Here is a 5,667-nt window from a genome sequence, read left to right as displayed (position 1 = left end):
CATTACATATTCTATCCTGTGCCAGAAAAAAACCCAGGGAACCTGCTCTATAATCCTCAATTCTGCATCTCGATAAAGTTTGTATCTCATCTTTACATCTACTGCCTTTTGCGCCTTCTCTATGAGTTTATCAACTTCGGTGTTTTTGAATCTCGTCCTGTTTCCAGCTGCACCCCAGTTTGATGAATGAAATACCGGAAAGAGAAAATTCTCAGGATCGGGGTAATCTGCCCACCATGAAAGCCAGAAGGCATCAGGTTCACCTTTATTTAAAGCCTCCTTGTAAGCACTCCATTCAAGTGAGCGGATCTCTGCATAAATCCCTGCCTCTTTGAGATAATGCTGAATGACCTCAACAATATCAAGCACTTCCTGATCTGCAGTGATGTATATCTTTATCCTTAACCCCTCTGGATAACCTGCCTCTTTTAACAATCTTCTTGCCATCTCAGGATCGTATTTATAACTCCGAACTCTGAACTCCGAACTCCGAATTCTTAAAAGCATCGGCGGGATCACACTTTCAGCAAGTTGTCCCCTGCCCTGATAGACTGTATCGAGTATCTTCTTTCTGTCAATTGCATAAGCAACAGCCCTTCTGACAACAGGATTATCAAAAGGTCTCCTTGAACAGTTTAGACCGAGGTAGTATGTATTCATACCGACGCCACTGAGTATCTTATCCTTCCACCTGTTATCTGACATATACCTTCTGAATTCTGAAGCAGGGATACCAATCGCATCGAGTCTTCCTGTCTCAAATTCGGCTATGGCGGTAAGATCCTCTGGAATAATCCTGTAGATAATCCCTTTTATCTTCGCCCTCCCCTCAAAGTAACTATCATTAACTACGAGCCTGAGCCACTGGCTCTGGCGCCATTCACTTATCTTGAATGGACCTGTCCCTGAAGGGTATCTTGAAAACTCAGCACCGAGTCGTTCAATCTCTTCTTTTGGAACAACATAAGCAGCAGTCATCGCAAGAAGGCCCATAAAAGGCATAAATGGCTCTCTGGTTATCAATCTAAGGGTGTATCTATCTATTACCTTTATCCCAGACACCTCTGCGATTTTTCCATTCATATATTCCTTCGCCCCGAGTATCGCCTCCAGCACCCATGTATTGGGAGATCTTGTCCCTGGGTTTAATATACGCTCAAAGGAGTATTTAAAGTCTCCCGCCTCCACTTCCCTTCCATTTGCAAACCTTACACCTTTTTTAAGTTTAAATGTATAGACCCTTCCATCCTTTGATATATACCAGCTTCCTGCTATGTCAGGTATAATATTTAATCTTTCATCGAACCGCACAAGACCATTAAATATCTTTGCCGATATATTTCCACCCGTAACATCTACAATAAAGGCAGGGTCTAATGTTGTAGGATTAGCGTTAAGTCTCAGGTAAAGATAACCATCAAGGCGTGTATCTCCACTGCATGATAAAAGAAACATGCATGCACAGAGAAATAGTAATTTTATTTTCATATGCTTTTATCTATTTCTTCCAGAAATGAGGTATAAAGAGGATTATAACCGTATAGACCTCAAGTCTTCCAGTTAGCATGCAGAATATCAGAATCCATTTGCCGGCAGCAGGAAGGCCAGAGTAATTATCCATCGGCCCTGCTTCACCGAGAGCAGGACCTACATTAGACATCGCAGAGATAGCAGTAGTCGCTGAGGTGATTATATCGACCCCGAGAGCAGTCAATGCAAGTGTTGAAACGACCCAGATAAACAGAAATAGAAAGAGAAAACCCCATATGTTGCCTAATAGCTCTTTCGTCAAGGTCTTATTATCAATCTTGAGCTTTGTCATGGCATGGGGATGTATAAGCTGGTATATCTCCCTGTAAACCTGTTTAAGCATTAACAGGACTCTAACCTGTTTCATCCCACCTCCTGTTGAGCCTATCATACTGCCAAAAAACATAAGAACCACAAGGAGTATCTGTGGGAAAAAAGGCCACCTCTCATAATCAGCAGTTACATAACCTGTAGTCGTCATTATAGAGACTGCCTGAAAAGAGGCATATCTTATGGAATCAAGGAAAAACCCATAGGAAGAGACCCAGATGCTCAGAGTTATAAGAGCAATGGATAACAGTGTGACAGAGATATAGAATTTAAACTCATTACTTTTTAAAAGCATTAAGATATTACCTCTAAAGACGAAAAAATAAAGGGAGTAGTTTACCCCTGAAAGGAACATGAAGATAGTAACTACAGCGTCAATGAAAGGACTGTGGAAGTGAGCAATACTTGCATTCTTTGTTGAAAAGCCTCCGGTTGCAAGGGTAGTAAAGGAATGGCAAAGGGCATCGTATATACTCATGCCACCTGCCATATAGAATAATGTTGCAGCCACTGTGATGGTGACATAGATGTACCAGAGTGCCTTGGCAGTATTGATAATCCTTGGTCTTAGTTTGTCAACAGTAATCTCAGGCACCTCTGCCCTGAATAGATGTACCGTCCCAGCACCGAGAAAGGGAAGTATTGCAATAGCAAAAAGGATTATCCCCATACCTCCAATCCACTGCGTAAGACTCCTCCAGAAAAGAATACCCTTCGGAAGAGCTTCAATGTCTTTAATTACCGAAGCCCCTGTAGTTGTAAAACCTGACATCGCCTCAAAATAGGCATCGGTAAAAGAAGGAATACTGCCCGAAAGGATAAAGGGCAGGGAGCCAAAAAAACTCACTGCTAACCAGCTCAGAGTGACTATAATAAAACCATCCTTATGTCTAAGATCTTCCTTTCTGTGACTTCTCGTAGAAAAATAAAGAAGGCCTCCAGATAAAAAGGTTAAAACAAATGAAACGATGAGGGAGGTAATGTCTTCTCCCCCGTAGATTAATGATACAGCAACCGGAATAAGCATAAATATGGATGTAAATACAAGCACAAAACCAATAAGGTTTAATATTAGATGCCAGCTCATACGAGAAGATTTTCTATTTGCTTTATCGACTCTCTGAGGGTAAAGAAGATCAATTTGTCGCCTTCAAGTATCGTATCTGCACCTGAAGGGATTATTATGGAGTCACCTCTTATAATGGCTCCCACAAGCGACGCCTTTGGTAGTGTTGTCTGACTCAGAGATTTCCCTACGAGGGCTGATTGCTGTCCCACCCTCGCCTCTATTATCTCTGCCCTATCCTCTGCTATTGCGGTCAAAGATAGTATATCCCCTCTTCTAACATACCTGAGAATAGTGCTTGCCGTAATAAGCCTCGGACTTAAAACAGCCTGAAGTCCAAGACCCTGAGCAAGTGAAAGATATTCTGTCCTGTTAACTATAGTAATGGTCTTCTTCACACCCAGTTTTTTTGCAAGGAGAGATGCCATAATATTAAGTTCTTCATTGTTGGATACCGACACAAAGATATCCATATCGCCTATGTTCTCCTCTTCAAGGAGCTTCTGGTCTGAGCCATCACCATGAAGCACTACGCTCTTCTTGAGGTTATTGATCAAATACTTGCATCTTTCTTCATTTCTCTCGATGACCTTTACATTAATCCTTGACTCGATTGCAGACGCAATATAATAACCTACCCTCCCGCCACCGACAATCATAACTTTTTTTGCAGGAGTTGCTGAAAATCCAAAACGATTAAGTATATCTTCCCCTTCTCCCTTCTTTACAGGCATGTAAATTATGTCTCCAGTTTTGATAGTATCTGTCCCTGAGGGGATAAACACCTTATCGTCCCTTTCAATCAGTCCAATAAGAAATCTTTTTGGCGGTATAGATATACGGATACTCTTGAGGGGTTTTTCTGCCAGCTTAGTTCCTTTGGGTATCTTAAAACCGATCACCTTTATGGCACCGTATTCAAAGTCTTCAACCTCTGTGGCAAAGGGAACCTCAAGGAGTCTTATTATTGCGCGGGCTACCTCAAGTTCAGGGTTGATGGCAGAACTTATGTCAAGGTTCTCTTTACTTAAAATCTTTTCGTTCTGAAAATATTCAGGGTTTCTTATTCTTGCAATCTTCTTCGGTATGTTGAACATTGCTTTCGCAAGAAGGCAGGCTATCATATTCGTCTCATCGCTATCGGTAACTGCAATGAGCATATCTGACTTATCAGCCTCTGCTTCCTTCAATGCTGAGGGATTCCCTCCTTCGCCCTCGATAACCGCTACATCGAGTTCTTCACCAATCCTCCTCAGCTTCTCCTTTTCTCTGTCAATGACAACCACATCGATAGCCTCCTGAGACAGAAACTTGGCAATCTGATAACCTACTTCACCTGCACCAACTATTATCACTCGCATGAGCGAAATTATAGCATAACAAATATTCAAGGTCACTCTTTTTATGTTTGACAAATAGTTCGTTGTATGATATAGACTTGTCATGCCATATATTACAAGGATTGAAGGGACAAGGATTAAAGGGATAAGCTTTACCCTTCAAAACTTTAATCCTTCAATCCTTATCTCTTTAATCCTTTTTGTGATGCTTCTTTTACCATCTCTCAGCAGTGGCGACATCTTTAAATATGTTGATGAACAAGGTGTAATACACTTTAGCAATGTTCCAACTGAAGATAAGTTTAAAAAAGTATATCCAGAGTCATCTAAAAAGATAAACTCAGCGGTAAACACTCAGAGGTTAGGCATAAAGTCATCCAAGATTGCTGCTACTATTCCTAAATCACAGACACAAATCACAGACACTGCATTTTCTGAGGTTATCCATAATACATCCGAGAGATATGGGATAGACCCTGCACTTGTAAAGGCTGTAATAAGGGCTGAATCTAACTTCAATCCCTATGCTGTTTCTCAAAAAGGTGCGCAGGGGCTCATGCAGCTGATGCCAAGAACCTCTTATGAATTAAATGTCTATAATGCATTTAACCCTGAGGAAAATATTGATGGTGGCGTAAGATACCTGAAGTATCTGCTTAGTCAATTCAATGGTAATCTCCCGCTTTCTCTGGCAGCATATAATGCAGGTCCAGAACGTGTTCAGCAGTGGAAGAATATCCCTCCCATTAAGGAAACCCAGGATTATGTCAGAAAGGTGCTGGGTATTTACAGAGGTAGTGGGCTAATGGCTACAGAAAGAAAAGAGCGGATATACAAAATAATACAGAAGGACGGAAGCATACTCTTTACAAATATGATACAATAAACAGCCCTGTTATCACTCCCTTAGATTAACAATAAATCCTACCACTGCTTGACATATTCTATGTGATATTTTATATTCTCAAGAACATTGGATTTTTGGGGAGTCGTCCAGCGGCAGGACGGCAGACTCTGGATCTGCTTACAGGGGTTCGAATCCTCTCTCCCCAGCCACGAACTACAGTGATTAGTGGTTAGTGAATAGTTATTAGTGAAAAACTTTTAATAAAATTGTTTTATTTATCATTTTCTAATCACTAAACACTATTCACTGATCACTGTCTTTATATGGTCCCATCGTCTAGAGGCCGAGGACGTAGCCCTCTCAAGGCTAAGACACGGGTTCGACTCCCGTTGGGACCACCATCTGAACATTAGAAGGGAAAAATGGGACGGTTCTATTTTCTTGATAGTGACAGTAAAGATAAAAGATGATAGATTTATCATATGCCGAAGACAGCAGGCATAGCACCAATCGAAGATCGCGAAGCAAAGGAATATGTATATCACATTCTAACA

General features: G+C 41.2%; 5 protein-coding genes and 2 tRNA genes. 3 read left to right on the top strand and 4 right to left on the bottom strand.

All coding sequences use genetic code 11. The annotated features are described in order from the left end of the window. The 3 genes from AB1488_01110 to trkA all read right to left on the bottom strand — a co-directional run. On the bottom strand, window positions 1-1,488 hold a 1,488-nt coding region (locus tag AB1488_01110), incomplete at its 3' end, for an ABC transporter substrate-binding protein (GenBank protein MEW6408697.1). A gap of 10 nt (window positions 1,489-1,498) precedes the next feature. Next, window positions 1,499-2,947 (bottom strand): TrkH family potassium uptake protein, encoded by a 1,449-nt coding sequence (locus AB1488_01105; GenBank protein ID MEW6408696.1) that lies wholly within the window; start codon window positions 2,945-2,947, stop codon window positions 1,499-1,501. Continuing rightward, window positions 2,944-4,287 (bottom strand): Trk system potassium transporter TrkA, encoded by a 1,344-nt coding sequence (gene trkA / locus AB1488_01100; protein MEW6408695.1) that lies wholly within the window; start codon window positions 4,285-4,287, stop codon window positions 2,944-2,946. Before trkA ends, AB1488_01105 begins: the two co-directional genes overlap by 4 nt. 82 nt (window positions 4,288-4,369) lie before the next feature. Between trkA and AB1488_01095 the strand changes: the two genes are divergently transcribed. The 3 genes from AB1488_01095 (at window position 4,370) to AB1488_01085 (ending at window position 5,514) form a co-directional block, all read left to right on the top strand. Next, entirely contained in the window at window positions 4,370-5,152 is a 783-nt protein-coding gene (locus tag AB1488_01095; GenBank protein MEW6408694.1) for a lytic transglycosylase domain-containing protein, read from the top strand. A gap of 96 nt (window positions 5,153-5,248) precedes the next feature. Next, window positions 5,249-5,322 (top strand) — tRNA-Gln (locus tag AB1488_01090). Window positions 5,323-5,438: 116 nt separating this feature from the next. Next, window positions 5,439-5,514 (top strand) — tRNA-Glu (locus AB1488_01085). Here the strand turns inward: AB1488_01085 and AB1488_01080 are convergent. After that, the coding region (locus AB1488_01080) for a hypothetical protein (protein ID MEW6408693.1) at window positions 5,480-5,667 on the bottom strand (188 nt) is incomplete at its 5' end. The two genes, AB1488_01085 and AB1488_01080, sit on opposite strands and share 35 nt — an antisense overlap.

The sequence above is a fragment of the Nitrospirota bacterium genome (assembly GCA_040756155.1).
Taxonomy (GTDB): Bacteria; Nitrospirota; Thermodesulfovibrionia; order JACRGW01; family JBFLZU01; genus JBFLZU01.
Note: the sequence above shows the minus strand (reverse complement) of the source record. Positions and strands in the feature narration are given on the sequence as shown.